Raw genomic sequence first — 25,695 nt, 5'->3', positions numbered from 1 at the left:
GCCGCTGATGTAGTAAACATCGTCCTGGGGCTGCGGTCAAGTTGTGAACGCAAAACGATCCTTACGAAATGGTCACGAAATCGTCGACGTCCAATTCCTGCAGGCCGAGGGCTGCTGCACCGAGCGCTTCCGCACGGTCGGTGAAGGCCGACATGCGCAATTCCGTGTTCGCCCCCACGATGGGGGCGGCGTACCTGAGGAGCCCGTCGCGGATGGGTCCGAGCAGCAGATCCCCGAGTCCTGCGAGCGGGCCGCCGACCACGATGACCTCCGGGTTGACGAAGTTCGCGATCGTGGCGAGCGATCTGCCGACGGCGAGGCCGGCGTCGTGCACGACCCGCAACGTCGCGGTATCGCCGGACAGCGCGGCCTCCACGAGCTCTCCCGCGGTCGTGATGTGCTGGGGCGACCGGCTCAGGAGCTCGATCATGATGGCGGTCGACGCGACCGTCTCGAGACAGCCGCGGTTGCCGCATCGACAGACGAGGCCGTGGTCGTGTACCGGGATGTGGCCGATCTCACCGCTCACGCCGAGGCTTCCCTTGAAGAGCGTGCCGTTCAGGATCAGGCCGCAACCGATGCCGGTCCCGATCTTGACGAAGACGAGGTTCGAGACCCCGCCGTGCGGCCCCCACGTGATCTCGGCGAGGGCTCCGAGGTTCGCATCGTTCTCGATGTGCACGGGGAACTGCAAGTGCTCCTGGATGTAGTCCACGGTGATGCCGACCCACTCCGGGAGGATCGTGCCGTCGATCACAGTGCCAGTCCGTCCGTCGATCGGCCCGGGGATGCCGACGCCGACGCCGAGCACCGCCGAGCGCGGCACATGGGCGGACACGAGCAGTCTGGCGAGGAGCTCCGCAGCGGTCTGCAGGGCGTCGTGGGCCTGGTGCCCGATGGGCAGGCGCACCATCTCCTCCGCGATCACGCGGTAGTCGAGCGAGGTGATCACGATGCGGAGGTGCGAGCGACCGAAATCGATTCCAACCGAGACAGCGCCGTCGGCCGACAAGCTCACTTCAAGCGCTCTCCGCCCGGAACTCGTGGTGGGCTCGGTCTGCAGCAGCCCGCGCGAGACGAGGGCCTTCACGATGTTCGATACCGTTGCAGTGGACAACCCGGTGTGCCTGGAGAGTTCAGCCTGGGTCAACGGCCCGCGCACGAGCAACGCCTGGAGTATCCGCTGCTGGTTCGACTGGCGCAACGCGGACTGCGACCCCGGATTGCGATGGCGGTGGGGACGTTGAATTGGCTTGCTCACAGGAGTAACGGTGTCGCAGACTACAGTTGCAGTCAAGTAGTGAACGCAAATCTGATTGAACGAGATCATCTTTTGATGACGTGAAAGGGGTCCAGAGTGGACTACGCCCTTGCGATCGACCTCGGGGGAACCAAGGTCGAAGCTGCCCTCGTGAGCGCCGACGGAGCCGTCGACGCCGCGACCAGGTTCCGGGGGCCCACGGGCGCCGGAGCGAGTCGTGACGAGGTCATCACGTCCGTGGTCGAAACCGCGCGCCTCGCGTACACCGCGCTCGGCGACGGCGACCGCATCGTGGGCGTCGGCATCGGTTCCGCCGGCCCCATCGACCTGGTCGACGGGACCATCTCCCCCATCAACCTCCCCGCCGCGGCAGACTTCGACATCGTCGGCGCGGTCAGCGGCGTCGTCGACGCCGGCACCACGGTGGCGCTCCGACTCGACGGCACGTGCATCGCCCTGGCCGAGCACTGGAAGGGCGCTCTGCGCGGAACGTCGAACGCCATGGGCATCGTCGTCTCGACGGGCATCGGCGGCGGCATCATCATCAACTCGCAGCTCGTCGCCGGCCGTTCCGGCAACGCCGGGCACCTCGGACAGATGCAGTTCCGTCGACGCCGCCCGGAGCGCCCGCACGCACCGTGGACGCTCGAAGGCATCGCCTCCGGCACGTCGACCGTCCGCTGGGCCCGCTCCAAGGGATGGCAGGGCGCTTCGGGCGAAGAACTCGCCGCGGACTATGCCGCGGGCCTCCCGCTCGCCCGACGTGCCGTGCGTCGCTCCGCGACGGCGGTCGGCGAAGCGCTCTGCAGCATCTCGACGCTCCTCGACCTCGAACGGGTGGCGGTGGGCGGCGGGTTCTCCCGCGTCGCGCCCGAGTACCTGGACCTCGTGCAGGAAGCGGCCACCGAGAGCGCTCTGACCGAGTATGCGGGAGCCGTGCGCGTCGTCCCGTCCGGTCTCGACAGCGACGGCCCCCTCATCGGTGCTGCAGCGCTCGTCCTCAAGGAGACCTCGCGCTGAGGCGCAGAGCAGACGCCTGCGGACACACGCGAACACGACGACGCCGGTGGTGTCATCTCGACGATGACACCACCGGCGTTCGCGTGTGTGCTCGTATCGTAGGGCGGGTGGGACTTGAACCCACGCATCGTTCGGTTATGAGCCGAATGCCTTCACCAGCTTGGCTACCGCCCCGTGCATCCACCAGCATATCGAGTGGCACGGGAGGCGGACCCCGTGCATCACTCGGCCGTGTCGGGCTGCTTCGTCTGGCGCTTCGTGTGCTGTTCCGTCACCGGGTCGGTCACCGGTTCGCCGCGGTACAGGTGCTCGAACGTCGTGAGCGTTCGTTCGATGTCGTGCGGCACGACCCCCGCGAGCGAAGCGTCCTGCATGCGGCGATACTCGACGGGGTCCGCCGTGAGCACCGTCGTGAGCTTCGCTGCGAGCTCCTCGACGCTGCCGGGCGTGAACAGGTAGCCGTTCTCCCCGTCGTGGACGAGGTGCGGCAGCGCCATCGCGTCGGCTGCGACGATCGGCAGGCCTGAGGCCATGGCCTCCATCGTCGCGATGCTCTGCAGCTCAGCGATCGACGGCATCGCGAACACAGCAGCGTTCGTGTACGCGGCACGGAGGTCCTTCTCGCTGACCTTGCCGAGGAAGGTGACCCGCTCGCCCAGCCCCAGCTGCGCGACGAGCTGCTCGAGGTGCTTGCGCTGATCTCCGCCGCCCACGATGTCGAGGCGCGCGTCGAGTTCCGCAGGGAGCGTTCCGAGGGCGCGGATGAGGACGTCGATCTGCTTCTCGGTCGTCACACGGCCGACGAAGAGGATCGTGTTGCTCGTGCGCGGCTCGAACGACGGCGTGTAGGTGTCCGCTTCGATGCCGCAGGAGATCGCGTGCACGCCGGTGAGGCCCGTGTACTGCTCGAGGAACTCGGCGGCCTTGCGGGTCGGCGTCGTCACGGCGCTCGCGCGCTCGAAGCATTTCGTCGCAGCGGCCCACTGCTCGCGGACGAGCCACTCCTGCGTCTTCGGCGGGATGAGCGTGAAGTCGAGGATGTTGTCGGGCATGATGTGGTTCGTCGCGACCATGGGGATGCCGCGCTTCTCAGCCTCGATGGAGAGCCCGCGGCCGACGATGATGTGCGACTGGAAGTGCACGACGTCCGGCTTCACCTCGTCGAGGATGCGGGCGGCGTTGCGGCGGATGGTCCACGGCATCGCGAATCGGAGCCAGTCGTGCGGGTACCAGCGCAGGCTGAACAGCCGGTGCGCGGTCATCTTCTGGCCCTCGTGCGTCTCCTGCCAGGTGCCGAACTTGGCGGAGCCCGCTGGGGCGACGATGTGCACGTCGTGTCCGCGGCGCACGAGGCCCGCCGCGAGTCGTTCGGCGAAGCGTGCTGCTCCGTTGACGTCGGGCGAGAAGGTGTCTGCGCCGATGAGAACGCGCAGCGGTCTCGGTTGCTCGGCGGCCTGCTCGGCGGGCGAGGCGTGCTGGTCGTTGGGAGAAGTCAAGGTGTCGGTGATTCCTCTGTGTCTGGCCAGAGGACGAGTGACCCGCGCGGGCCGGTTCGTCCCGGGAGGCGTGGTGCGCCTTCGGAACAGCATACCCGGACCTCCCGTCCGGGCCAGGGCTCAGGCGGGCGCGTCGCCGGCTGCGGAGGAACGCGCATCGGCGAGGCGACGGCGTTCGACGGCATGCGGGTCGCTGTCGACCTGCGGGTGGTGGCGCGCCAGCTGGAACACGCCCCAGACGGCGATCGCACCGGCGATGAGGAACCCGATGCCGGCCCAGAGCGGCGCAGCACTCGCTTCGCCCAGGACGACGATGCCGATGCCGACGGCGATCATCGGATCGATGACGGTCAGCCCGGCGATGACGAGGTCCGGAGGCCCGGACGAGTACGCGGTCTGGACGAAGTAGCCGCCGAGGATCGATGCGACGATCAGGCCGACGCCGCACATGATCGTCAGCCATTCGACGTCGCCCTGCTGCAGCCGACCGATGATGACCTTCGCGAGCGTTGCGACGAAGCCGTAGAGGACGCCGGCGCCGATGATGTAGAAGATCGCCGTGAAGCGTTTGCGGAGGAGCACGAACGCCGCGCCGAAGAGCACGAGGACTCCGGCGAGCAGCAGCAGGATCGTGACGAGTTCCTCATCCGTCACGGGGTGCTCGACCGCGTAGACGGCGGCGATCGTCACGAAGAGGCCGACGCCGCCAACGCAGGCGGCAATCGCGATGATCGAACGTCGGTTGAGCTTGACCTTGCTCACACGACTGTTCATGATCGCCGTGATGACGAGGGCGAACGCGCCGAGCGGCTGGACGACGGTGATGGGCGCGAGCGAGAGGCTGCTGAGCTGGAGCACGATCGCGAGTCCGAGCATGAGCGTGCCGAGGACCCACGAGGGGCGGCTGAGGAGCGCGAAGAGCTGCTTGACGTTGAGGCCGGCCGCTGCGTCCTTCCCGCTCGAGACTTCGACCTTGACCACACCACGGTGCTGCAGCTGCGCTCCGACGGACAGGAACACCGCACCCATCAGGGCGAGCGGGATGCCGAGCAGGAGGGCGGGGTTCCGGGTGAACTCGACGGCGAGATCGGCGAGGTCATTGGCGGAATACAGCACGTCTCGACTGTATCGTGCGCTCACGGCGGATAGGCTCAACGAATGGCACTCCTCGAAATTCGCGTCACCGGCGACCCCGTTCTGCACGCTGTGGCCCAGCCCGTGACCGTCGTCGATGACGAGCTGCGTCAGCTCGTCTCAGACATGTACGAAACCATGGACCGCGCACCGGGCGTCGGCCTCGCTGCTCCACAGGTGGGCGTTTCGCTTCGTCTGTTCGTCTACAGCTACGAGGACGACGAAGGGCTGCCGTGGCGTGGCGTCGCGATCAACCCGGTCCTCTGGATCAGCCCGTCCGACACGGCAGAGCTCGACGAGGAGGACGAGGCCGAAGGATGCCTGTCCGTCCCCGGCGAGCGATTCCCGCTCCGTCGCGCGGAGTCGGCTCTCCTCATCGCCACCGATCTCGACGGCGAGCCCGTCGAGCTCCAGGTGGACGGCTGGCGTGCCCGGATCCTGCAGCACGAGTTCGATCACCTGAACGGCGTGCTCTACGTCGACCGCCTGACGATGCCATACTCGCGTCGCGCCGAGAAGGCCGTCAAGAAGTCCGGTTGGGGCGTTCCCGGCATCAGCTGGCTCCCCGGTCGCGACGACCTCGAGGGCTGATCCCCGCGGCACTCCCCCGGCGTTTCTGCCCGGCTGACCTCACAGAACCTCCGCTTCCGCGCGACACGTCCCGTTCACCGGGCGGCGCGGAGGTGGAGGTTCTCTCGTTGCGAGTCCAGGTCTCGGAACATATGCCGGAAACGGCACGTGCGCGTTCGGGCGACAGTCGCCGCGACTCCCGCGGTATGCCAGAGGGTACAAAAAAGCCCCAGGTCGTGGAGGACCTGGGGCTTTCGCTCCCCGACTTGGACTCGAACCAAGAACCTACCGGTTAACAGCCGATTGCTCTGCCAATTGAGCTATCGAGGAATGTTTTGTTGCGTGACTACTTTACCAAAAGATTCGCTGCGACCAAATCGAGCGACGAATCAATCGATCCCGACCGCCTCCGGAGTCTCGTACTGGGTCTCCGTGCCGCCGGATTGCGCCAGTGCGGCCAGGAATTCGTGCGGCGGGTCGGCGAGCAGCGTGTCGATCGGACCGAGCCCGACGACGCGAGACTGGTGGAGGGCGAGGACGTTCTGGGTGACCTCGCGCAGCATCCCGAGGTCGTGCGTCACGACGATGATGGAGCCGCCCTCGCGCTGCAGGCCCGCGAGGAGGTCCGTCACGGTGTGCTTGACCGTGATGTCGATGCCGGCCGTTGGTTCATCCGCGATGAAGAGCTTCGGCCCGAGGACGAGTGCACGGGCGATTGCGATGCGCTGGCGCTGGCCGCCGCTCAACTCGTACGGGTACTTGTCGAGCGAGGCGAGGGGCATCTGCACGGCGTCGAGCAGCGTCGCGACCCGCATGCCCAGCGCTCTGAGGTTGTACCGGCGGTCACGGGCGAGCACGGGCTCCGAGATGAGGTCGGTGACCGTCAGCTCCGGTTTGAGGTGCGCGCCGGCCTCCTGGGGCAGGTAGGCCACGTCGAATGTGAGGCGCCGCAGTTCCTTCCGACCGATCTTCCGCATCGACCGCCCGAGGACCGTGGCTTCGCCGCCCGAGATGAACGGCCGCGTGTCGTTCCCGGTCCCAGCGATGTGCATGCCGGACAGCACTCGCAGAAGCGTGCTCTTGCCCGAACCGGAGTTGCCCACGACGCCGAGCGCCTGCCCCTCCGGCAGCTCGAAACTGATGCCGTCGAGCGCACGATTCGATGGACTCACACCGTGAGCCGGATAGTCGACGCTCAGGTCGCTCGCCCGTGCTGCGAACCCGTTTGGTTCTGCTTGCTTCATGGTTGTTCTCCTGCCCTGAGACCCCAACGAGTGTAGCGGCTGGAGTTTCAGCGACCCCGCGACTCGCTCGAAGCTCGGCCAGGTCGTGCGACGACCGATGAGGGCAGGCTGGATTCAGGACTCGGTCCGCAGCGACCGACGTTCCGCTTCGACCTCGGTCATCTGCTGGCCGATCGCCCGGTACGCATCGGCGTCGTTCGGGTCCGTGCGGCGGAGGGTTCCGAGGAGATCCGCTTTCCGACGCAACAGGTCCCGCTCGATGAGGGAGATCGTGATGTCCTTCACGTAGGCGCCGAGCTTGTCCTCGTTGGCCTCCGGCACCGATGCGAGGCCCAGCTCGTGGACGAGGCTCGTGAAGGTCGCCGGGACCTGTTCGGATACCGCGTTGAGCCACGTGGGCGAATCGAGCGATGCGAGGCTCACTGACATCGCATCACGGACCACGGCGAGGGACCCGTTCGTGAAACCGCTCTGTACGGCGCGCTCGACGAGTTCGCGCCCTGCGAGAGCCGGGTACTGCAGGAGCGCCATGACGGCGTCGCGCTCGAGGCGTGTGTTCGGATCCGTCGGGAGATCCGACATCGACGCCGGGCGTTCGCCCCCTTCAGCGGGAGCCGCAGCCGATGTGCGTTCGTTCGACTCCCGGTGCTGGGCTGACGATCCCGCGGCACGCACGGCACGCGCCACCTCGTCGATGTCGAGGCCGAGCTGCTTCGCGAGGACCCGGGTGTAACCGGGTCGGAGCGACGGGTCGCGGATGTCGGCGACGACGGGAGCCGCTGCCCTGAGGGCGCCGACTCGACCTTCGACCGTCTCGAGGTTGAAGTCGGCGAGCGTGCGCCGGATGATGAACTCGAACATCGGCTCGCGGCTGTCGATCAGCCGGCGGATGGCGGCGTCACCGCGCGTCACGCGGAGGTCGCAGGGGTCCAGGCCGTCGCTCGCGACCGCGACGTACGTCTGCGCCGCGAAACGCTTCTCCTCGCCGAACGCTCGGATCGCGGCCTTCTGTCCCGCCTCGTCGGGATCGAAGGTGAAGATGACCTCACCCACGGCGGAGTCATCACCGAGGATCCGGCGCAGCACCTTGATGTGGTCGACGCCGAACGACGTCCCACACGTGGCGACGGCCGTCGTCTCCCCCGCCAGGTGGCACGCCATGACGTCGGTGTAGCCCTCGACGACGACGACGCGTCGCTGCCTGGAGATGTCGCGCTTGGCGAGGTCGAGTCCATACAGCACCTGTGCCTTGTGGTACACGGCCGTCTCGGGGGTGTTGAGGTACTTCGGGCCCTTGTCGTCCTCGCGCAGCCGACGCGCACCGAACCCGACCGTCTGCCCGGTCGTATCGCGGATCGGCCAGACGAGGCGTCCGCGGAACCGGTCGTAGATGCCGCGATCGCCGCTGCTCACGAGGCCGGAAGCGACGAGTTCCTCATCGGTGAACCCTCGCGATCTCATGCCCTTGATGAGGCCGTCCCAGCCCTGCGGGGCGAAGCCGATCCCGAAACGGTCCGCTGCGGCTGCGTCGAACCCGCGTTCGCCGAGGAACCGGCGACCGAGATCGGCGTCCGTCCCGTGGAGCTGCTCGCGGAAGAACTCGGAGGCGGCCTGGTTGGCGGCGAGGAGGCGTGCGCGGTTGCCGTGGTCGACCTGTCCCTGACCGTCCTCGTACTGGAGCGGGTAGCCGATGCGCTGAGCGAGACGTTCCACGGACTCCGCGAAGGTCACGTGGTCCATCCGCTGCAGGAAACTGTAGACGTCGCCGCTCTCGCCGCAGCCGAAGCAGTGATACAGGCCGACCTGAGGTCGGACGTGGAAGCTCGGGCTCCGCTCGTCGTGGAAGGGGCACAGGCCCTTCATCGAACCGACGCCTGCCGATTTCAGCTGGACGTAGTCGCCGACGACGTCCGCGATGTTCGTGCGGCTCTTGACCTCTTCAACATCGCTCTGTCGAATCCGTCCTGCCATGTCCCAATCCTAGTCTCGCTCTGCCCGCACGATCCCCTCGCGGGCTAGGAGAGGTGGGCGCGCTCGTGCCAGGAGAGCGCGCTCTGGTCCGTGAGGCTCGCGATCTGATCGACGACGACACGCTTGCGCCCGGCATCGTCCTTCGCCTCGCGCCAGTCCGCGGCGAATCCGATGTCGAGTGCTTCCTCGCCCTGCTCGAACACACTGTCCGCGAGGGAGGTCAGGATCTCTCGCTGGCGCACGTAGAGCGGCTGCCTCGAGTCGTTGTACATGACGAACGCGGCGACGATCCCCTTGAGGAGCGCGATCTCGGCCTGGATGCGATGCGGGACCACGACGTCCGCGCCGAACCGCACGAGCGAGGACTGCGGGAACGCTGCACGCGTCGCCGCGGTGGCCTCGCCGGCGAACCGGCCGATCATCTGGCTCGTGAAGTTCTTCAGGCGGCCGAGGTCGCGCCGCGAACCGTCCCAGGACGTCACCCAGGTGTGCGAACTCGCGAGTCGATCGAATGCGGCGGCGAGGTCGTCGTGGGTGAAGTCGTCCCCCGCCCACGCGAGGGCCGTGCCGATGAGTGCTTCGTGCCCCGCGCGGGCGTTGAGGAACGCGGGGTCGATGTAGTCCCCAACGACAGCGTCCTCGAAGTCGTGGACGGAGTAGGCGATGTCGTCGGCGAGGTCCATGACCTGCGCTTCGATGCACCGCACGCGTTCCGGGGCACCGGCACGGAGCCACTCGAACGCCGCCGAGTCGTCGTCGAAGAAGCCGAACTTCGCTCGTCCTCCTGGGTCCGCCACGGCGTGCGACGCCGGCCACGGGTACTTGCAGCTCGCGTCGAGGCTCGCGCGGGTGAGGTTCAGGCCGTACGGCTCGCCGTCCGGGCCGAAGACCTTGGACTCGAGGCGGGTGAGGATGCGGAGCGTCTGCGCGTTGCCCTCGAAGCCGCCGATGTCCTCCGACCAGTCGTTGAGCGCGCGTTCGCCGTTGTGACCGAAGGGCGGATGGCCGAGGTCGTGGGCGAGGCAGGCCGTATCCACGACGTCGGGGGCGAGATCGAGGCTCGTTGCGAGTTCGCGGCCCACCTGGGCGACCTCGAGCGAGTGCGTCAGGCGGTTCCGCGCGAAGTCGACGCCGCTCGTCGGGCTGAGCACCTGCGTCTTGGCAGCGAGCCGCCGAAGTGCGCTCGAGTGGAGCAGGCGCGCACGGTCGCGCGCGAAATTGGTGCGTCTGGTGGAGTGGTGCTCGGGGAACCAGCGTTCCTCATCGTGTGCGGTGTATCGGGCCGCACCCGTCTCGCTAGCCTCCACTGGTGTCCAGTTCGGCGCCGGCGATCTCGCACTGCTCTTCGGCGCCGAGCGCCTGCGAGTCGAGCCAGCCGTCCGGGAGGGCAGGGCGCTTCGGGGTTCCCGCGCGGCCGCGGGGGCCTTCAGCGGATGCACCCGGGTACGGCTGCTCCCAGTCGAGGGTCGCGAGGAGTTCGTCCATCTGGTCGAGGCTCTCGACCGTTGCGAGGCTCGCGCGGAGGTCTCCTCCGACGGGGTACCCCTTGAAGTACCACGCGACGTGCTTCCGGATGTCGCGGCAACCGCGCTCTTCGCTCTCGAAGAACTCGGTGAGCAGTTCCGCGTGGCGGCGGAATGCGGCGGCGACCTGACCGAGGCTCGGCTGGGCCTTGGTGGTCTCGCCGGAGAATGCGGCGGCGAGGTCGCCGAAGAGCCACGGTCGACCGAGGCAGCCGCGACCGACGACGACGCCGTCGCAGCCCGTCTCATCGACCATCCGAAGGGCGTCCTCGCCGGACCAGATGTCGCCGTTGCCGAGCACGGGAACGCTCGTCACGGTCTCCTTGAGCCTGGTGATGGCGGCCCAGTCGGCGTGCCCTGAGTAGAACTCCGCGGCGGTCCGAGCGTGCAGAGCGATGCTCGCGACCCCGGCGCCCTCCGCGATGCGCCCCGCTTCAAGGTACGTGAGGTGGTCGCTGTCGATGCCCTTGCGCATCTTGATCGTGAGCGGGACGTCGCCGGCAGCGCGAACGGCGCCTTCGACGATGTCGCGGAACAGACCCGTCTTCCACGGCAGCGCAGCGCCGCCGCCCTTGCGGGTCACCTTGGGCACGGGGCAGCCGAAGTTGAGGTCGATGTGGTCCGCGCGATCCTCGGCGACGAGGATCGTCACGGCCTCCGCCACGGTCTTCGGATCCACGCCGTACAGCTGGATCGACCGGAGCGTCTCGCTCTCGTGGTGCTGGATGAGCCGCATCGTCTCCGGCGTGCGTTCGACGAGCGCGCGGGACGTGATCATCTCGCTCACGTAGAGTCCGGCGCCGAACTCGCGGCACAGTCGGCGGAACGCCGTGTTCGTGATGCCGGCCATGGGCGCGAGCACCACCGGCGCGTCGAGGACGATCGGACCGATCGTGAGCGGCGCCCGTTGGCTGAGGGTGGTAGGAAGAGACATCACTTCATTCTCCCAGAAGGTGGCACCACATGACGACGCACGCACAGGAAACCGCCGGTCCGGTCGGAAAGGAGCGGGTCCGCGTCGCAGCCCACGCGCTCGGGCTCGACGTCGAGATCGTGCAACGACCGGCGGCGAACAGCCTCGCCGAAGCTGCCGATCTCCTGGGACTCGAACCGTCGGACATCGTGAAGACGATCGTCGTCAAGCGCCACAGCGGCGATTTCCTGTTCGCCCTCGTCCCAGGCGGGCAGAAGATCTCGTGGGCCAAGCTCCGGCCGCTCCTCGGCGTCAACAAGCTGTCGATGCCAGATGCCGCGACAGCGTTCGCCGCGACCGGCTACGAACGAGGCACGATCACGGTGCTCGGTGCGTCCGAACCGCTCCCCGTGTACGCCGATGAAACGGTGCGTGGCCGGAGGATCGCGGTCGGCGCCGGCGAGCACGGCTACAGCGCGTTCGTCGACGCCGACGCGTACCTCGCAGCCATCGGCGCCGTCGTCGCCGACATCACCGATCCGGAGTAGTCCCCGAACCCTCTGCGGCGCCGGAGACGCCTGGCACGACGAAGCAGGCGTCGCCCTCGCACACGATGGCCGTCTGGTCCCCGAGCATCCCGAGCAACGGGCGAACCACCGCCGGAGCCTCGGCAACCGGCGCAGCAGCCGCCGATGCAGGCGATGCCGATACAGGCGCCGATGCTGACTTCGCGGCGCTCACGCGCTGACCTCGTCGGAAGCGGTCTCCGCCGCAGCACGCTCGGTCCACACCTGGTCGAGCACCTGGGCGAACGTCGCCGCCTCCTGCGCACCGGAGACGCCGTAGGCGCCGTCGATCACGAAGAAGGGGACGCCCTGAATGCCGTACTCACGGGCGAGCGCCTGGTCGGCTCGCACGTCCGCCGTGAACTCGCCGGATTCGAGCGCCGCCACGACGGCTTCGCGGTGGAGTCCGATCTCGGCGGCGAGGTCCGCGAGGTCCTGCACCCGACCGACGTGCCGTCCGTCGGTGAAGTAGGCCTTCAGCAGCCGTTCGGTCATCTCGAGCTGCTTGCCCTCGCGCTTGGCGAAGTGGAGCAACTCATGCGCTTTGACCGTGTTGGTGTGCTGCAGCGCGTCGAAGTCGTAGGTGAGGCCGGTGGCCGCGGCGATGCCGCCGACCTGGCCGAGCATCTGCTGCACCTGCTCTGCCGGCATGCCCTTGTGCTTCACGAGGAAGTCGACCTCGCTGCCCGCGAAGTCGACGGGGGTGTCCGGGGCCAATTCGAAGCTGTGGTACTCGACGACGACGTCGCGACCGTCGCCCAGCTCGGAGAAGGCGGCTGCGCCGTTCTCGAACTTGCGCTTGCCGATGTAGCACCAGGGGCAGGCGATGTCGGACCACACGTCGATCTTGATGGGTTCACTCATGTCAGGGACAACCATGGATGCGGCCATGTTCATTCCCGCCTGCAGTGCCGAATACGCTCCGGCCCCAGTTTCCGAGCGCGATCTCGTGCGCGAAGGGCTAGCGGAGCTCGGCGTTCCTCGCGACGGTCGCCGCCGCGATGCGGTCCGCTTCGATCCGCGCGGCCTCGAGCTGCTCCGCGGAAGGAGCGTCCTTCGCTCCTCCGAAGCGCCGGTCCCGTCCCGCGTACCGTTCGATGGCCTCCCACAGCTGCACGCGGGTGAAGTCCGGCCACAGCGTGTCGAGGAACACCATCTCGGCGTACGCGGACTGCCAGAGCTGGAAGTTGCTCGTCCGCTGCTCCCCCGAACTCCGGATGAAGAGGTCGACGTCCGGAGCATCCGGGATGTAGAGGTGGCTCTTGATCAATCGTTCGGAGACGGCCGCCGGTTTGATGCGCCCGGCGGCGACGTCCTCCGCGATCGCGCGCACGGCATCGGTGATCTCGTTCCGACCGCCGTAGTTGACGCACATCGTGAGCGTGAGCGTCGTGTTCGCCTTCGTGAGCTCCTCGGCGATCTGCAGTTCCTTGATGACGGAGCCCCAGAGCTTCGGGCGGCGTCCGGACCAGCGGATCCGCACGCCCCATTCGTTCAACTGGTCGCGTCTGCGGTGCAGGACATCGCGATTGAAGCCCATGAGGAATCGCACCTCGTCAGGTGAGCGTTTCCAATTCTCCGTTGAGAACGCATAGACGGAGAGGTGCTTCACGCCCGCCTGGATCGCTCCGGCGACGACGTCGAGAAGCGCCGCTTCACCCTCCTTGTGCCCTTCGATCCTCGTCAGGCCCTGACGGTTCGCCCACCGTCCATTGCCGTCCATGACGATCGCGACGTGGCCGGGAACCTCCTTCTTCGACAGCTGCGGCGGGTAGAGCCCCGTCCAGTCGAGCGGTCGATACGGTGCCGCGTTGCGATGCGTGAATGGTTTCGGGGTCACCCGCTGATCCGATCCTGTTCGAGGTGGGCGAGGGAGCGCAGGCCGCGTTCCAGATGCCATTGGACGTAGGCGGCGGTGAAGCCGCTCGCGTGGGTGGCGGTGCGTTCATCGGCCTGTTCGACGAGGTCCCACTCCCCCGCGAGCAGGGAGCCGAGCAGGGAGAGCGTCGCATCGTCGAGTCGTGGGCTGCCGGGAGGCGCGCAGTCGTCGCACACGACCCCGCCGAGCTGGACGACGACGTGCGAGAAGGACCCTTCTCGAGCACATCGCGAACAGGAGCCGAAGCTCGGCGCCCACCCGGCGAGGGACAGCGCGCGCAGGAGGTACGAGTCGAGGGTCAGCCTGGGGCCGTGCTCGTGGCGGGACAGGGACCGGAGCGCGCCCACGAGGAGCAGGTACTGCTGCAGGGAGCTCTCGGACTCGGTCAGCCGATCGGCGGTCTCGACCATCGCGTTGGCCGCTGTGTAACAGCCGTAGTCCGAGCTGATCTCGGCTCCGTACGCCCCGAGGGACTCCGCCTGTGTGATCGTGTCGAGGGTCCGACCCTCGTAGAACTGGACGTCGGCCACCATGAACGGTTCGAGTCGCGATCCGAACTTCGAGCCGGTTCGGCGGACACCCTTCGCAACCGCTCGGATCTTGCCGTGGCTGCGTGAGAGCATGGTGACGATGCGGTCCGCCTCACCGAGTTTGTGAGTGCGCAACACCACGACTTCATCTCGATACACCGGCACCTACCGATTATCCCGCGAGAAACGGGTTCCGTGCGCCGCAACACTGCGAGACTCGGAGCTCCCGGTCTTCGCACAGCAGAACCCGAGCAGAACCCGCAGCAGAACACCCGCAGCACGCAGCACCAGACGCAGCGCCCAGGAGGCCCGCCATGACCGACGTGTTGTTCGTGGTGCCGCTCTGGACCGATCTGACGGCCGTCGCCATCGGTGCGGTGCAGGGAGCGATGTTCGCGGCCAGGTTCCGCGACCGTCAGCTCGACTGGCTCGGCGTCGCGATCATCGGCGTCGTCGTCGGCCTCGGCGGCGGCCTCATCCGCGACCTCCTGCTGAACCAGGTGCCCGCGTCCCTGCAGAGCGACTGGTACCTGCCCGTCGCCTCCGGGGCGGCACTGCTCGGGATGCTGCTCCTCAGCGGCGTCAACAAGCTCGGCCCGCTCATCATCTCGCTCGATGCGCTCACGATCGGCATGTTCGGGGCGATCGGATCGACGAAAGCCCTCGCGGTCGGTCTCCCGGTTATCCCGGCGGTGTTCGTCGGCGTCATCTCGGCCGTCGGCGGGTCGGTGCTCCGCGATGTGATGCTCGGCGTCCCCGTCGCGCTCATGCACGTCGGATCGCTCTACGCCGTCGCGGCGGGCGTCGGCACGATCGGACTCGTCGTGCTGTGGAGCATCGGCGTCCCCATCAGCATCGCGGCGATCGCCTGCGTCGCCCTCACGACACTCATCCGCCTCCTCGCCGTCCGCTTCGGTTGGACGCTGCCGGAGCAGCGCCAGATCGGTCGATGGCGGACGTGGCGGCGGACGCCGCGCTGAGCCTCCACTCGGCACGACGTCCGCCGGTCACGCGCCGCCGTCCGGAGAACCGGTCGGCGGGGCCGCCTCAGTCGACGGCCAAGGCGGCGACCGGTGCGATCCGGGTCGCGCGCCGAGACGGTGTCACGGCTGCCGCTGCGGTGAGCACCGCTGCGAGGACCACGATGATCCCCACCACGAGCCACGGCACCGCTGGCGCGATGAGCCCAGGGCTCCCGTTGATCGCGCCGAACATCGACTGCGCTCCGGCCCAGCCGTAGAAGATGCCGAGGACGAGCCCCACGAGGACTGCCGCCGTCGTGAGCTGGGCGCTCTCCAGGAGGATCATCCGACGTACCTGTTTCGAAGAGAAGCCGAGTGCGCGGAGGAGTCCGAGTTCCCGGGTGCGCTGCAGGACGCTCAGCGAGAGGTTGTTCACCATCCCGACCGCTGCGATGAGCGCGCTCAGGCCGATGAGCGCGGAGAAGACGCCGACGGTGATGTTGAGCACGGTGTCGATGCCCTCGTAGACCTCCGGCTGCGCTGCCCGCGCTCCCTCGATGAACTGTTGGAAGCTGGCGGCGGCGACCGCGAACATCGTGATGAGGGTCACGCCGATGACGAGGCCGATCGTCGTGCGCGAGCTCCGTTCCGGATACCGCACCGCGTTCTCTGCGGCAAGCTTCGCGGGCGCGCTCGAACCGAACCAGCGCCCGACGAGCCGCAGCGCCGGCGGCATCACGAGGTGGGCGCCGATCACGAGTCCCGTGAAGGAGACGATCCCGCCGACGATGCCGATCAGGACGCCAAAGGGCGACACGAGACCGACGGCCACCCCGGCGACGAGCAGGAGGACGCCGAGGGAGAACAGGACGATCGCGGTCGCGTTCCGTCCAGGACGAGCCGTACTCTCCTCCCGGCTGAGTTCCTGCGAACCCGCGATCGCCTGCATCGGCGTCACGGTGAGGACTCGACGCGCGCCGATCCAGGAGGCGAGCCAGGTCGTCAGGACCACCGCGGCCACGGGGAGCACCACCGTCGGTGTGATGAGCGGGTAGTCGAGCGACGGCAGTGAGCCGAGCGCGACGCCGAGCTGCGTGAACCCGATCGCCGCAAGCAGGCCGAAGACGAGTCCTGCTGCACTGCCGAGCAGTCCGACGACGACGCCCTCGGTGGCGAACGACTTCCGCTGCGTCCTGGCGCTCGACCCGATGAGGCGCAGGAGGGCGATCGTCCGGGTCCGTCCCGCCACGATCGTCGCGAAGGTGTTCGCCGTCACGATGGCGCTCACGTAGATCGCGATCGACACGAAGATGGCGGCGGCGATCGCCAGCATGATGACGACTGTTCCGCTCGAACCGGTGACGTCGTCCGCCTCGATGACGACCGCGAGCGATGAGGTGACCATGAGCAGGACCACTCCGAAGGCGCTGCTCAGCGTCGCGACGAGCAGGCTCGAGTGGTGGTCGCGGACGCGGAAGGTCTTCACGCCGCACGCTCCATGCTCAGCATGTACGCCGAGATCTCCTCCGGCGTCGAACGACCGCGGTCCTCGACGACCGTGCCGTCTGCGAGGAAGACGATGCGGTCCGCGTAACTCGCAGCGACCGGGTCGTGGGTCACCATCGCGATGCTCTGGCCGTACTGCTTGGTCGCCGCGGCGAGGAGCGCGAGGACGTTCCGACCGGTGCGGGAGTCCAGGTTGCCCGTCGGTTCGTCCGCGAAGACGAGGTCGGGCCTCGTCGCAAGCGCCCGTGCGATCGCGACGCGCTGCTGCTGCCCGCCCGAGAGCTCGTGCGGACGGTGCTTGAGGCGCGACTCGAGCCCGAGCGTGACGACGAGCTGGTCGACCCAGGCCTGTTCCTCGCGGCTCGGGCGGCGGCCGTCGAGCTCGAACGGCAGCATGAGGTTCTGCTGCAGGTCGAGGGTCGGGACCAGGTTGAACGATTGGAAGACGAATCCGATGCGCCGGCGCCGGATGATCGTGAGCGCCGCGTCGTCGAGGTTCGTGATGTCGGTGTCGCCGAGCAGCACACGACCGCTGGTCGCCTGGTCGAGGCCGGCCATGATGTGCATGAGCGTCGACTTGCCAGAACCGCTCGGTCCCATGATCGCGGTGAACTCGCCGCGCCGGATGCCGAGGGTGACGTCGTCGAGGGCGGTCACGCGGTTCGCGTCGGAGCCATAGCTCTTCCGGAGCCCGTCGACGCGCGCGACGAGGGGTGAGAGGGGTGAAGTGTCCATGCCTGCAACGCTACGGAGGCGTCAATTGTCGGACATCAGGCGCTGGAGCGATCCCCGCTACATCAGCAGGATGACGTTCGGCCGCAGGATCGGAGGACCGTCACCGGACATGCGTGTCGGGAGGCTGAGCTGCCTCAGACGAGGCCGTGCTCGAATGCGAACACGACGAGCTGCACGCGGTCGCGCACCTCCAACTTGCCGAAGATCCGGCTGATGTGGGTCTTGACCGTTGCTTCACTGAGGAATTCCTTCGCCGCGATCTCCGAGTTGCTCAGGCCGCTCGCGGCGAGCAGGAAGATCTCCTGTTCACGGGAGGTGAGCGAGCGATAGCGCTCGGGAACAGCCGGCGCCTCCGGGCGTGAGTCGAAATGGGCGAAGAGCTCGCGAGTCGCGGAGGCCGCGATGACCGCGTTTCCGGCGTGCACGGTCCGGATCGCGGCGAGCAGGAACTCCGGTTCCGCGTCCTTCAGGACGAAGCCGCTCGCTCCGCTCCGGATCGCCGTCGCAGCGGCCTCGTCCAGGTCGAAGGTCGTGAGGACGAGGATGCGCGGTGGTTCCTCGCCTCGCCTCGCGGCACCGGCGAGGATCGCTTTCGTCGCCTCGATCCCGTCCATGACCGGCATGCGGATGTCCATGAGGATGACGTCAGGGTGGGTGGAGACGGCCAGGTCGACCGCCTCGCGACCGTCCGACGCTTCGCCGCAGACCTCGAGGTCCGGCTGGGAGCCGACGAGCATCCTGATGCCGCCGCGGAAGAGGGACTGATCGTCGACGAGCGCGACGCGGATGGGAATGGTCATGCTGTGGTCGCCTCTGAGATCGGTTCGGTCGGTTCGGGGGTTGCTCTGGCCGGCGTCCGTGGAGCGCCGGTCGCCGTGCTCGTGAGTGTACGACACGCGGTCCCACAGGGCGCAGGCGGACGAGCCGGCCTCACGCGAGCGCCGCTTCGGCAGTGCGCGGGATGGAGGCGTACGCGACGAAGCGACCGTCCGAAGGGCCTGCCGCGAAACGACCTCCGACGAGCGAGGCCCGCTCGTTCATCCCGGCGAGTCCGTGGCTGAGGCCCGGTTTCGCGCGCATCGGGTCGAAGGCGTTGACGACCCAGAGCTGGAGGTTCGGTCCGGTCCAGTCGAAGTGCACCTCGATCGCGGATCCCGGCTGTCCGTGGCGGAGGGCGTTCGTGAGTGCCTCCTGCACGATGCGATAGACGGCGAGCTGCGATCCCGTCGCGACCGGCCCCTCCTGCCCGACCGTTCGCACGTCGACCTCGACACCGGCTCCGCGCATCTGCTCGTACAACCGCCCGAGGTCGGCCATGACCGGTTGCGGGCCCTCCTGCTCCTGGTAGCGGAGTTGACCGAGCAGCACCCGCACGTCGGCGAGGGCCTCGCGCGAGATGCCCGCGATCGTGCGGAGTGCCCGATCGGCTGACTCCGGATCCGCCGCGAGGGCGTACCTGGCGCCGTCCGCCTGAGCGATGACGACGGCGAGCGAGTGCGCGACGACGTCGTGCATGTCCCTCGCGATGCGATTCCGCTCCTGCTCGACGACGACATCGCGTTCCGCCCGCATCTGGGCCGCGCGGCTCTCGCGTCCCTTGCGCCACGTGCGGACGAGGACGCCGGCCGTCCACGCCAACGCGAATGTGGCGAGGAAGACGAAGAAGATCGTGACCGAGAGCGCGACGACGGCGGAGGGCCGGTCGCCGGGGACGCTCCAGGGGCTCAGCCGCTCCGCGAGCCCAGGGACGAAGGCGGGCAGGACGACCGTGTAGAGCGCGACGAGCGCCGCACCGGCGAACGCCGAGCCGAACGCCACCCAGCGCACCACGTTGGAACCGTAGGCCGCCGCCGAGTACAGTATCGCGAGGATCGCGAAGTTCGCGGGATCCGGGGCGAGCATGAGCAGCATCTGCACGATCGCCGTGAACCAGGCGATCGCGAGGGCGAGCGTGGGAGACAGACGACGGAACACGAGGGCGACGCACATGCCGGTGAGCACGAGGACGTACAAGCCCACACGACCGAGGTACGGAGGGGCGAGCAGCACGAACAACACCGACGGCAGCACGATGTCGACGACGAGCTGGCCGGAGCGGAGCGGACGGAACATCCTTCAACGGTAGGCGTTCCGTCGACGCGATGCGCGTCCAGGGGCCCGTACCATCCCCTCCGGCCGCGAAGATCATCCTGCGGATGTACGGATCGAGTGCCCTCACCGGAGGGGCGTCCGACCGGTCGTGAGAGCTGCACCGACTGACAGCTTCCCCGTACAACGCAAAACGTGTGCGGGAGACGCCCGGTTGGGGCGCCCTCCCGCACACGAAGCGCGACGCGAGCGTGGTTGGTGCTCGCGCTCGGCGCTGGAGGAGACGGCCGACGCGAGGCGTCGGTCGGCTCCGGTCTAGATGGCTGCGAGCTCCCGTTCGGAGACGGTGGAGCGAACGGCCCGGTTGACGGCCGAGACGACGGCTTTCAACGAAGCGGTGGAGATGTCGGCGTCGATGCCGACGCCCCACAGGCGCAGCCCGAGGACGTTGAGTTCGACGTAGGCCGCGGCCTGCGCGTCGCCGCCGGCGCTGAGAGCGTGCTCGACGTAGTCGTAGAGCGTCACCTCGATGCCACGGTCCGACAGGACGTTGAGGAAAGCGGCGATGGGACCGTTGCCGTGCGCCGTCCGATCCTCGACCTGGTCGCCGTCGCGGAGGGTGACGGCGAGTTCGACGCTGCCGCCGAGGTCGCTCGACGTCCGTGTCGACTGGAGCTCGAACCGGCCCCACTTGGCGTCGTCGATCGCGGCGGGCAGGTATTCGTCCTGGAAGATGTCCCAGATCTGGGAGCTCGTGACCTCGCCGCCCTCTGCATCGGTCTTGGCCTGCACGACGCCGGAGAACTCGATCTGCAGCTTGCGGGGCAGGTCGAGCGCGTGGTCGGTCTTCAGCAGGTAGGCGACGCCGCCCTTGCCGGACTGCGAGTTCACCCGGATGACGGCTTCGTAGCTGCGGCCGAGATCCTGCGGGTCGACCGGCAGGTACGGGACGGCCCATTCGAGCGCCTTGACGTCGGTTCCGCGCTCTGCGGCCGTGACGGCCATCGCTTCGAAGCCCTTCTTGATGGCGTCCTGGTGGGAGCCGCTGAACGCCGTGAAGACGAGGTCGCCTGCCCACGGGCTGCGCTCAGGGACGGGGAGCTGGTTGCAGTACTCAGCTGTGCGCTTGACTTCGTCGATGTCGCTGAAATCGATCTGCGGGTCGACGCCCTGCGTAAACATGTTGATGCCGAGTGCGACGAGGTCGACGTTGCCGGTGCGCTCACCGTTGCCGAAGAGGCAGCCCTCGATGCGGTCGGCGCCCGCCAGGTAGCCGAGCTCAGCCGCAGCGATCGCCGTGCCGCGGTCGTTGTGCGGGTGCAGGGAGATGATGATGTTCTCGCGGTTGGCGAGATTGCGGCTCATCCACTCGATCGAGTCGGCGTAGACGTTCGGCGTCGCCATCTCCACCGTCGACGGCAGGTTGATGATGACCTTGCGGTCTGGCGTCGCTTCGAGGATCTCGACGACCTGGTTGCAGATGTCGACCGCGAACTCGAGCTCGGTGCCCGTGTAGCTCTCCGGCGAGTACTCGTAGTAGATCTGGGTGTCCGGGACGGTCGACTCCATCTCGCGGCACTTGCGTGCGCCGTGGAGGGCGAGGTCGATGATGCCCTGGCGGTCGGTGCGGAACACGACGTCACGCTGCAGGACGCTCGTCGAGTTGTACAGGTGCACGATGGCCTGCTTGGCGCCCTGGAGCGATTCGTAGGTGCGCTCGATGAGGTGGTCGCGCGCCTGCGTCAGGACCTGGATCGTGACGTCGTCCGGAATGGCGCCCTCGTCGATCAGGCTGCGGACGAAGTCGAAGTCGGTCTGGCTCGCGGACGGGAACCCGACCTCGATCTCCTTGTAGCCCATCTTGACCAGCAGGTCGAACATGATGCGCTTGCGCTCGGGGCTCATCGGGTCGATGAGGGCCTGGTTGCCGTCGCGCAGGTCGACGGCGCACCAACGCGGAGCGACGGTGATCTGCTTGTCAGGCCACGTGCGGTCGGGCAGCGAGACGGCGAACTGCTCCTGGTACGAGCGGTAGCGGTGGATCGGCATGGCCGATGCTGTTTGTGCGTTCTTCATGATCTGTTGTTCTCCTCGTGGATGTCTGCAGCCGACGACGAACTCCGCGACGAGTGAGGCCTGAAACTAGGACTCGTCGCGGCAGCTAAGGAGAAGCGAACCGAACAGCACGGTTTCACCATACCACCATCGTCGGCGACCGTCATCCGGGCGATGTCGGCCTGATTCCGGGCGGCAGGCAGCGTTGCACGAACCGGATCAGGAGCGGACGAGCGCGGCCGCGTCACGGACGGAGAGGTCGGGCAGGTACGCCCGTGCCACGGCCAGACCGATGGACGGCAGGGCGATGGGGTCGGCATAGCAGAGCAGCAGGATGCGCTCCTCCGGCTGGAACTTGTTCTTGAACGCGAGCAGGGAACGGAAGCCGTAGACCGGTTCGAGCGCGTCGCCCAGGTACCGGAGGACTCGTTCGATGACGCCGTCCTCCGCCGGGTCCTTCCCGCCGAGCTGCGCGAGCGGCGCGGCCGACAAGCTCATCTCCTCGATGCCGTCCGCCTGGAACCGGAGGGCCGCCTCCGCGATGAGGTACTCCATGACGCCGTTCATGCTGTCGGAGCGCCTGCGCATGAAATCGAGGGTCCAGGACACCACGACGCCATCGCGGTACACGGGCAGCCAGCTCGTCACGGCGTGCACCGCCCCCTCGGCGTCGACCGCGATGAGGAGGCGGACGTCGGCATCTTTGAGTTCAGCGAGTCCGCCGAGCGTGAAGCCCATCTCGGGAAGTTCGCGATCGGCCACCCACTCCTCGGAGATCTCGGTGATCTGCCTGGCGACCGAGACGCTCAGCGCCCCGTACGAGCTCCAGACGGTCTGCATGCCGGCCCGGTCGGCGCGGTTGATCGACGAGCGGATGTCCTGCCATTTCTTGCCCGTCGTGCTCCACGACTGCGGGTGGAGCACGGTCTCCTGAGCCACCTCGAGGCTCCGCCAGCCGAGACCGTGGAAGACCTCGCCGTAAGCGGCACCGACGCTGTAGAACGCGGGAGTCCAGCCGTTGTCGTCACAGAATGCGGCGAACCGTCTGACGACCTCTGGATCGTGCCGGTCGGCGCCGAACGGCTCCCCCGTCGTCACGGCGACGCCGCTGATGACGCGATAGCCGATGCCGGCGCGCGCCCGGTCGTCGAACCAGTGGCGGTTGCCCTGCCAGGTGTTCATGTGGGAGATCGAGTCGCCGCCCTGGGCGAGCAGGGTCGTCACACGCTGGCCGTCTGCCCCACGGAGGTCGTCGAGCACGCTGCGCAGGGGCCATGCGGTCGCGAGCAGCACGATGGACCACCAGATCGGCCCCACCGAGTGGTACAGCGCCCCTGCGGCCTGATCGATCGGCAGGAAGCCGGGGACGATGTGCCGCAGATAGGACACGGGGATGAACCGTTCCGGAGCACTCACGATGATCGTCCAGAGGTCTGGCACGGGCGAGAACTGGTCCCGCAGGAGGAACGAGCCGACGACGAAGACGAGCCCGAGGACGAACCACGAGCCCACGACGACCAGCAGATAGCCGAGGATGCTCCGCCGCGTGGAGCGGACGCGGAAGCTCCGCCGGAACACGATGAGCAGCACGGCGACGGTGAGCGGGACGAGCACGGACGCCCAGAGCGCTGCGGCGACCTCCACCGAGTGGAGGTGCGTGCCGCTCTGCTTCGGGGAGATGACCGCACCGAAGCCGAAGGAGACGGCGCCGACGAACGCGAAGCCCGCGAGGACGACTGCGGCGAACCACACGGCGAATCGGCGGCCGCGAGCGAGGGCGCGCGCAGCGAGGAGGAGGGCGAGCATCGGCACGAGGGAGAGCAGGACCGACCCAGGCCCGTCGATGCGGAGGAGCGTGAGGTCGTGGATGCACTGCATCGAGTTGCCCGTGAACCGGCACTGGTCGACGGCGCCCGTCGCATCGGGGATGTTGTCCTGCATGAGGAGCGCTATGGGCGCGAGTGGACCGAGATGCCTGCTCGACAGGATCGTGATGAGTGGGCCGACGGCGAGCATCGTCACGGCGGATGCGAGCAGCACCCGGATCTCGTGGTGCGAGCTGCGCTGACGCCGCTTCGTCGTGCGGCGGGGCGCCATGAGCATCCCGAGCCCGAGCCCGGCGAGGACGGCGAGCAGGCGGTACAGGTCCTGTGGGAGCCCGGAGTACAGCACGAAGAGGAGGCAGCCGAGGAGGCTCAGTGCGCGGATCCGTCGACGCCAGAGCGGGCCGATGAACGCACTGGCGGCGACGAGGGCGCCGAGTGCCCCGGAGACCGGGTCGAACACGACGAGTCCGGCGACGTGCGACGACCAGAGTTCGCCCCGGAGGTGACCGAGCGTCTGGAGGCCGAGTCCGATCCACGTGCCGACGGCGGCGGTCACGACGATCGCGACGACCGTGCGCGACGGTCCCAGACGTCGTTCCGCGACGAGGAGCGCCGGGATGCCGATCAGCAGGAACAGGACGAGCCCGGCGATGGAGTCGGTCGCGAGGATCGAGGTGAGCGGCGTCCACCAACGGCCGTCGACGACGGCCTCCGAGTAGCCGGTCCCGAGGAGTTCGCGAAGGAAGGATTCCTGGGGCGCGGCGGGTGGGATGTGGCCGAGGGTGCTGTGACCCGCGGTGACGTGCTTCGGCGCCATCACGATCGTCATGACGATGACGATGAGCGCGTAGGTGATCGTGACCCACGAGTTCTGCAGGGTGGACTTCAGCACACGCATCAACGGGGTCGCCGCGGCGGGTTGCTTGGGTTCCGGCACGTTCGGCGCCGGCTGCCTCGGCCCGGCTTGCCTCGGCCCGGCTTGCTTCGGGCCGTCGTGCCTCGTCGCGATCGCCTCGGAGTCCGCCTCAGGCGACCCCTCGTTCGATACCTCGCTCATGAATCGAGCCCCATTCGTGCAGCCATCAGTGGAAGGGCGTCCGTGAAGACCCGGTGAACAGTGTGCCAGTCGTGGGCCGTGCCTGGCGAGACGAGCGTGGTCGTCCTCATCCCCGCGGCCTTCGCGGCGTCGGCCATCTCATGGATCCGTGGACCGTAGCGTTGGTCGTCCTGGCCGACGCCGAAGATCGCGACGGTGTCCTCGTACGGGGTCTTCGACTGCATGATGGCGATCGGCGCCGCCGCGGCGTACGCGGCCTGCGACCCGCCGAAGCCCTTCGCGACCGTGTCCGTTCCGATCGTCGGGACGACCTCGCCCGAGATGTCGAGGATGCCGCCGTAGAGGTCCGAGTGCGCGGATCCGAACTGGATCGCACAGGTGCCGCCTTCGGAGAAGCCGCCGACGAACCACTGCGAACGATCGGTCGCGACCGGCAGGTTCTCACGGATCCAGGTCGGGACGTCGACCGTGAGGTAGCTCGCAGCGTTGCCGAGCGGTCCGTCGACGCACATGGGGTTGCGGTCGGGTGCGCCGAGCTGATCCGGGACGACGACGATGGGCGCCACTCCCCCGTGGGCGCGTGCGTACGCGTTCAGGACCGCGTCGATCTGGCCGGACTGGAACAGGTCGGACGGCTGACCCGGCTGGCCGCTGAACATCTCGAGGACGGGGAGCTTCGGAGGGTTCGACGTGCGCGCGGCCGGCGGCAGGTAGACGAGGGCGGGACGGTGCGCGAACCCTGACGTCGTCGACGGGATGTCGACGCGCTCGACGATGCCGTCGGCCGGCATGTCGGCCGGAGCCGTCCAGTCAGCGAGCGTCGTCGACGTCTGGGCATGGGTCGAAGCGTCGTACTGCCCGTACGGGCTGATGCCGAGTGCGTCGCGCACCGTCCGGAACTCGCCGAAGTCCTGATTGACCCCCGCAGCCCCGACGAGCACGATGAGCGGCACAGCGACGATCGCGACGACCTTCCGCCAGGCCCTGGCCTTCCGAAGGCTCGCCAGGGCGATGAACACCCCGGCGAAGGCGAGTGCCGCCCACCACCGGGTGGTCGGGGTCAATTCGATGCCGAAGACGTTGAGCTGGTCGCCGAGGAGCCACGCCAGTCCGAAGCCGAGGCCGAGGCCGACGATGCCGGCGGCCAGCGGGATCAGCACCCGACGCAGGCCGCCTCCTCGCACGAGCAGGAGGACGAGCACGGCCACCGCGATGATCGCGAGCACGTTCACGAACTCCGGCCGGTCGATTCGAAGGCCCAATATCCAGTTCACCACGTGTTCAACTCCTCGGCATGTCCGCCACTCAGTATGTCCGGCGACGAACGCTCTGGGGCTGCCGAAAGGGGTTCTTCAGCGG

Annotated in this window: 22 protein-coding genes and 2 tRNA genes; 4 read left to right on the top strand and 20 right to left on the bottom strand. The window is 68.0% G+C overall.

All coding sequences use genetic code 11. The features are described 5' to 3' along the window. Positions 1-61: 61 nt before the first annotated feature. On the bottom strand, positions 62-1,261 hold the full coding sequence (locus ACQ3HB_RS06410; protein WP_430918794.1) for an ROK family transcriptional regulator: 1,200 nt from the start codon (positions 1,259-1,261) through the stop codon (positions 62-64). Between the two features lie 96 nt (positions 1,262-1,357). Between ACQ3HB_RS06410 and ACQ3HB_RS06405 the strand changes: the two genes are divergently transcribed. Then, positions 1,358-2,281, top strand: a complete 924-nt coding sequence (locus ACQ3HB_RS06405) for an ROK family protein (RefSeq protein WP_430918793.1) — start codon at positions 1,358-1,360, stop codon at positions 2,279-2,281. A gap of 99 nt (positions 2,282-2,380) precedes the next feature. On the opposite strand, the gene ACQ3HB_RS06400 is transcribed toward ACQ3HB_RS06405, so the two are convergent. The 3 genes from ACQ3HB_RS06400 to ACQ3HB_RS06390 form a co-directional block, all read right to left on the bottom strand. After that, positions 2,381-2,455, bottom strand: a tRNA-Ile gene (locus ACQ3HB_RS06400). A gap of 47 nt (positions 2,456-2,502) precedes the next feature. Beyond that, the gene (locus tag ACQ3HB_RS06395; protein WP_430918791.1) at positions 2,503-3,777 is read right to left on the bottom strand and encodes a glycosyltransferase; all 1,275 of its coding nucleotides are present in this window, start codon (positions 3,775-3,777) and stop codon (positions 2,503-2,505) included. A 120-nt stretch (positions 3,778-3,897) separates the two neighbouring features. Further along, the gene (locus ACQ3HB_RS06390; protein ID WP_430918789.1) at positions 3,898-4,917 is read right to left on the bottom strand and encodes a DMT family transporter; all 1,020 of its coding nucleotides are present in this window, start codon (positions 4,915-4,917) and stop codon (positions 3,898-3,900) included. 18 nt (positions 4,918-4,935) lie between these two features. Between ACQ3HB_RS06390 and def the strand changes: the two genes are divergently transcribed. Continuing rightward, entirely contained in the window at positions 4,936-5,502 is a 567-nt protein-coding gene (gene def, locus ACQ3HB_RS06385; protein ID WP_430918787.1) for a peptide deformylase, read from the top strand. Positions 5,503-5,738: 236 nt separating this feature from the next. Here the strand turns inward: def and ACQ3HB_RS06380 are convergent. From ACQ3HB_RS06380 to dusB, 5 genes are all read right to left on the bottom strand, one after another. Further along, positions 5,739-5,811 (bottom strand) — tRNA-Asn (locus ACQ3HB_RS06380). A gap of 59 nt (positions 5,812-5,870) precedes the next feature. After that, the gene (locus ACQ3HB_RS06375) at positions 5,871-6,725 is read right to left on the bottom strand and encodes an ATP-binding cassette domain-containing protein (protein WP_430918785.1); all 855 of its coding nucleotides are present in this window, start codon (positions 6,723-6,725) and stop codon (positions 5,871-5,873) included. 114 nt (positions 6,726-6,839) lie between these two features. Beyond that, on the bottom strand, positions 6,840-8,696 hold the full coding sequence (dnaG, locus tag ACQ3HB_RS06370) for a DNA primase (RefSeq protein WP_430918784.1): 1,857 nt from the start codon (positions 8,694-8,696) through the stop codon (positions 6,840-6,842). 44 nt (positions 8,697-8,740) lie between these two features. Then, positions 8,741-10,003 carry a deoxyguanosinetriphosphate triphosphohydrolase gene (locus tag ACQ3HB_RS06365; RefSeq protein ID WP_430918782.1) on the bottom strand — a complete coding sequence of 421 codons (1,263 nt, stop codon included), beginning with the start codon at positions 10,001-10,003 and terminating at the stop codon, positions 8,741-8,743. Continuing rightward, positions 9,993-11,153 (bottom strand): tRNA dihydrouridine synthase DusB, encoded by a 1,161-nt coding sequence (gene dusB, locus ACQ3HB_RS06360; RefSeq protein WP_430918781.1) that lies wholly within the window; start codon positions 11,151-11,153, stop codon positions 9,993-9,995. Before dusB ends, ACQ3HB_RS06365 begins: the two co-directional genes overlap by 11 nt. A gap of 29 nt (positions 11,154-11,182) precedes the next feature. On the opposite strand from dusB, the gene ACQ3HB_RS06355 reads away from it, so the two are divergent. Further along, the gene (locus ACQ3HB_RS06355) at positions 11,183-11,680 is read left to right on the top strand and encodes an aminoacyl-tRNA deacylase (protein ID WP_430918779.1); all 498 of its coding nucleotides are present in this window, start codon (positions 11,183-11,185) and stop codon (positions 11,678-11,680) included. Here the strand turns inward: ACQ3HB_RS06355 and ACQ3HB_RS06350 are convergent. From ACQ3HB_RS06350 to recO, 4 genes are all read right to left on the bottom strand, one after another. Continuing rightward, entirely contained in the window at positions 11,664-11,789 is a 126-nt protein-coding gene (locus tag ACQ3HB_RS06350) for a hypothetical protein (protein ID WP_430918777.1), read from the bottom strand. The two genes, ACQ3HB_RS06355 and ACQ3HB_RS06350, sit on opposite strands and share 17 nt — an antisense overlap. 80 nt (positions 11,790-11,869) lie before the next feature. After that, positions 11,870-12,562 (bottom strand): DsbA family oxidoreductase, encoded by a 693-nt coding sequence (locus ACQ3HB_RS06345; RefSeq protein WP_430918775.1) that lies wholly within the window; start codon positions 12,560-12,562, stop codon positions 11,870-11,872. Positions 12,563-12,659: 97 nt separating this feature from the next. Further along, positions 12,660-13,538 carry an isoprenyl transferase gene (locus ACQ3HB_RS06340; protein WP_430918773.1) on the bottom strand — a complete coding sequence of 293 codons (879 nt, stop codon included), beginning with the start codon at positions 13,536-13,538 and terminating at the stop codon, positions 12,660-12,662. Further along, positions 13,535-14,272 (bottom strand): DNA repair protein RecO, encoded by a 738-nt coding sequence (gene recO, locus ACQ3HB_RS06335; protein WP_430918772.1) that lies wholly within the window; start codon positions 14,270-14,272, stop codon positions 13,535-13,537. Before recO ends, ACQ3HB_RS06340 begins: the two co-directional genes overlap by 4 nt. 149 nt (positions 14,273-14,421) lie before the next feature. Between recO and ACQ3HB_RS06330 the strand changes: the two genes are divergently transcribed. Beyond that, positions 14,422-15,087, top strand: coding sequence for a trimeric intracellular cation channel family protein (locus tag ACQ3HB_RS06330; protein WP_430918770.1), 666 nt, complete (start codon positions 14,422-14,424; stop codon positions 15,085-15,087). A 67-nt stretch (positions 15,088-15,154) separates the two neighbouring features. Here ACQ3HB_RS06330 and ACQ3HB_RS06325 read toward each other — a convergent pair whose 3' ends face one another. The 7 genes from ACQ3HB_RS06325 to ACQ3HB_RS06295 form a co-directional block, all read right to left on the bottom strand. After that, the gene (locus ACQ3HB_RS06325) at positions 15,155-16,555 is read right to left on the bottom strand and encodes an ABC transporter permease (protein ID WP_430918768.1); all 1,401 of its coding nucleotides are present in this window, start codon (positions 16,553-16,555) and stop codon (positions 15,155-15,157) included. Next, complete coding sequence (locus ACQ3HB_RS06320) at positions 16,552-17,310, bottom strand: ABC transporter ATP-binding protein (protein WP_430918766.1); 759 nt, start codon at positions 17,308-17,310, stop codon at positions 16,552-16,554. Before ACQ3HB_RS06320 ends, ACQ3HB_RS06325 begins: the two co-directional genes overlap by 4 nt. A gap of 134 nt (positions 17,311-17,444) precedes the next feature. Next, a complete protein-coding gene (locus ACQ3HB_RS06315; RefSeq protein WP_430918764.1) occupies positions 17,445-18,110 on the bottom strand; it encodes a response regulator in 666 nt (221 codons plus the stop codon). A gap of 130 nt (positions 18,111-18,240) precedes the next feature. Continuing rightward, positions 18,241-19,422 carry a sensor histidine kinase gene (locus tag ACQ3HB_RS06310; RefSeq protein ID WP_430918762.1) on the bottom strand — a complete coding sequence of 394 codons (1,182 nt, stop codon included), beginning with the start codon at positions 19,420-19,422 and terminating at the stop codon, positions 18,241-18,243. 291 nt (positions 19,423-19,713) lie between these two features. Next, positions 19,714-21,474 carry a 2-isopropylmalate synthase gene (leuA, locus tag ACQ3HB_RS06305; protein ID WP_430918760.1) on the bottom strand — a complete coding sequence of 587 codons (1,761 nt, stop codon included), beginning with the start codon at positions 21,472-21,474 and terminating at the stop codon, positions 19,714-19,716. Between the two features lie 198 nt (positions 21,475-21,672). Beyond that, entirely contained in the window at positions 21,673-24,336 is a 2,664-nt protein-coding gene (locus ACQ3HB_RS06300; protein WP_430918758.1) for a bifunctional lysylphosphatidylglycerol flippase/synthetase MprF, read from the bottom strand. Continuing rightward, a complete protein-coding gene (locus ACQ3HB_RS06295) occupies positions 24,333-25,610 on the bottom strand; it encodes an alpha/beta hydrolase (protein WP_430918755.1) in 1,278 nt (425 codons plus the stop codon). Before ACQ3HB_RS06295 ends, ACQ3HB_RS06300 begins: the two co-directional genes overlap by 4 nt. Positions 25,611-25,695 lie beyond the last annotated feature (85 nt).

This window comes from Plantibacter lichenum (assembly GCF_050587525.1).
GTDB lineage: Bacteria > Actinomycetota > Actinomycetes > Actinomycetales > Microbacteriaceae > Plantibacter.
This window is presented reverse-complemented; position numbering and strand designations above follow the sequence as displayed.

Excerpts from the sequence above, each read along its gene's own strand:
- def (WP_430918787.1), top strand. The coding sequence starts at position 4,936 with ATGGCACTCCTCGAAATTCGCGTCACCGGCGACCCCGTTCTGCACGCT.
- ACQ3HB_RS06375 (WP_430918785.1), bottom strand. The coding sequence starts at position 6,725 with ATGAAGCAAGCAGAACCAAACGGGTTCGCAGCACGGGCGAGCGACCTG.
- dnaG (WP_430918784.1), bottom strand. The coding sequence starts at position 8,696 with ATGGCAGGACGGATTCGACAGAGCGATGTTGAAGAGGTCAAGAGCCGC.
- dusB (WP_430918781.1), bottom strand. The coding sequence starts at position 11,153 with ATGTCTCTTCCTACCACCCTCAGCCAACGGGCGCCGCTCACGATCGGT.
- ACQ3HB_RS06355 (WP_430918779.1), top strand. The coding sequence starts at position 11,183 with ATGACGACGCACGCACAGGAAACCGCCGGTCCGGTCGGAAAGGAGCGG.
- ACQ3HB_RS06345 (WP_430918775.1), bottom strand. The coding sequence starts at position 12,562 with ATGAGTGAACCCATCAAGATCGACGTGTGGTCCGACATCGCCTGCCCC.
- ACQ3HB_RS06330 (WP_430918770.1), top strand. The coding sequence starts at position 14,422 with ATGACCGACGTGTTGTTCGTGGTGCCGCTCTGGACCGATCTGACGGCC.
- ACQ3HB_RS06320 (WP_430918766.1), bottom strand. The coding sequence starts at position 17,310 with ATGGACACTTCACCCCTCTCACCCCTCGTCGCGCGCGTCGACGGGCTC.
- ACQ3HB_RS06315 (WP_430918764.1), bottom strand. The coding sequence starts at position 18,110 with ATGACCATTCCCATCCGCGTCGCGCTCGTCGACGATCAGTCCCTCTTC.
- ACQ3HB_RS06310 (WP_430918762.1), bottom strand. The coding sequence starts at position 19,422 with ATGTTCCGTCCGCTCCGCTCCGGCCAGCTCGTCGTCGACATCGTGCTG.
- leuA (WP_430918760.1), bottom strand. The coding sequence starts at position 21,474 with ATGAAGAACGCACAAACAGCATCGGCCATGCCGATCCACCGCTACCGC.
- ACQ3HB_RS06300 (WP_430918758.1), bottom strand. The coding sequence starts at position 24,336 with ATGAGCGAGGTATCGAACGAGGGGTCGCCTGAGGCGGACTCCGAGGCG.